1 protein-coding gene is annotated in these 1,881 nt (G+C 44.1%); it reads left to right on the top strand.

All coding sequences use genetic code 11. The features are described from left to right. Positions 1–1,881: potassium-transporting ATPase subunit KdpB (kdpB, locus tag VE944_RS26515; protein WP_324984226.1), on the top strand; the 1,881-nt coding region annotated here is incomplete at both ends.

Raw genomic sequence — 1,881 nt, 5'->3', positions numbered from 1 at the left:
ACGTAAAAAGGCCAAAACAAGTAATAAGTGGCTGTACTTAAGGGCAATGAAAGATGCTTTTGTCAAGCTCAACCCTAAGTATGCAATCAAAAATCCAGTGATGTTTGTGGTTTGGGTAGGGACAATCATCATCCTATTGCTAACAATTGATCCCAACCTATTTGGCCCAGCCCTCCAAAAGAACCCGCAAGTTTTCAACGGTTTGTTATCGGGGATTTTATTCTTTACAGTTTGGTTTGCCAATTTTGCCGAAGCAATTGCAGAAGGGCGAGGTAAAGCCCAAGCCGATGCCTTGCGATTAACGAAATCAGAAGCGATCGCTAAAAAAATTGCTGCCGACGGCACAATTAGTGAAGTTTCATCCACCAGCCTTAAACAGGGCGATAACATCTACGTCATTGCTGGCGATATCATTCCCGCCGATGGCGAGGTAATCATGGGTGTTGCCTCAGTAGATGAATCGGCAATTACTGGGGAATCCGCACCAGTATTAAAAGAATCAGGTTCCGACGTTGCCAGTTCCGTCACTGGCGGGACGCGGATTATCTCAGATGAGCTAATTATCCGCATCACTAATGACCCAGGTAAAGGCTTTATTGACAGGATGATTGCCTTAGTAGAAGGGGCAGAACGCAGCAAAACACCCAATGAAATTGCTCTGACAGTATTGCTGGCAGTTCTTAGCTTAGTGTTTTTGTTAGTCGTGGTAACTCTGCCCGCACTTGCTTACTATGTCAACAGTCCAGTCAGCGTGCCAATTTTGATTGCCCTATTAGTAGCATTAATTCCTACAACAATTGGCGGCTTACTAAGTACTATCGGCATTGCTGGGATGGATCGAGTTGCCCAATTTAATGTCATTGCCACTTCAGGACGAGCAGTCGAAGCTTGTGGAGATGTCAACACTTTAGTTCTTGATAAAACAGGTACAATTACCCTCGGCAACCGTTTGGCTGAAGAATTTATTCCTATCAACGGTCATTCAATATCGGAAATTGCTAATATTGCCTGGGCGGCTAGTGTATTTGACAATACACCAGAAGGTAAATCTATTGTTCGACTGGCAGAAAACTTAGGCGCAAGGTTTGATTTTGACTTCAACCAGGCAGAAGGAGTTGATTTTTCTGCCAAAACACGGATGAGTGGTACAAACTTGCCTGGTGGGTATGAGGCCAGGAAGGGGGCAGTAGAAGCCATCAAAGGATTTGTTCGTTCCCGCAACGGACGTGATATACCAGAATTGGATGCTACCTACGAACGAGTTTCTCGCCTGGGAGGTACACCCCTAGCAGTTAGCCTAGATAACGAAATCTATGGGGTTATTTATCTTAAAGATATAGTTAAACCTGGTATCCGCGATCGCTTTGAGCAACTGCGACGGATGGGAGTGGATACCATCATGGTAACTGGAGACAACTGGATTACAACTTCTGTCATTGCCAAAGAAGCTGGAGTTGATGACTTCATCGCCGAAGCCACACCAGAAGACAAAATCAGCGTCATTAAGAAAGAACAAACAGCAGGTAAATTAGTTGCCATGACAGGAGATGGAACTAACGATGCTCCCGCATTAGCCCAAGCTAACGTCGGCCTTGCCATGAACACAGGGACGCAAGCTGCAAAAGAAGCCGCCAACATGGTAGATTTGGACTCCGATCCCACAAAACTGATCGATATAATTAGCATTGGCAAACAATTATTAATTACTCGCGGGGCATTGACGATATTTTCTATCGCTAATGATATTGCTAAATACTTTGCGATTATCCCAGTGATATTTGTCGCTGCTAATTTGCAAAGCTTGAATATTATGAATTTGACTAGCCCTAAGTCTGCTGTTCTATCAGCACTGATTTATAATGCTTTGATTATTCCCGCTTT

Origin of the sequence: Nostoc sp., from assembly GCF_035638895.1 — a bacterium.
In the GTDB taxonomy this organism is placed as follows: domain Bacteria; phylum Cyanobacteriota; class Cyanobacteriia; order Cyanobacteriales; family Nostocaceae; genus Nostoc.
This window is presented reverse-complemented; position numbering and strand designations above follow the sequence as displayed.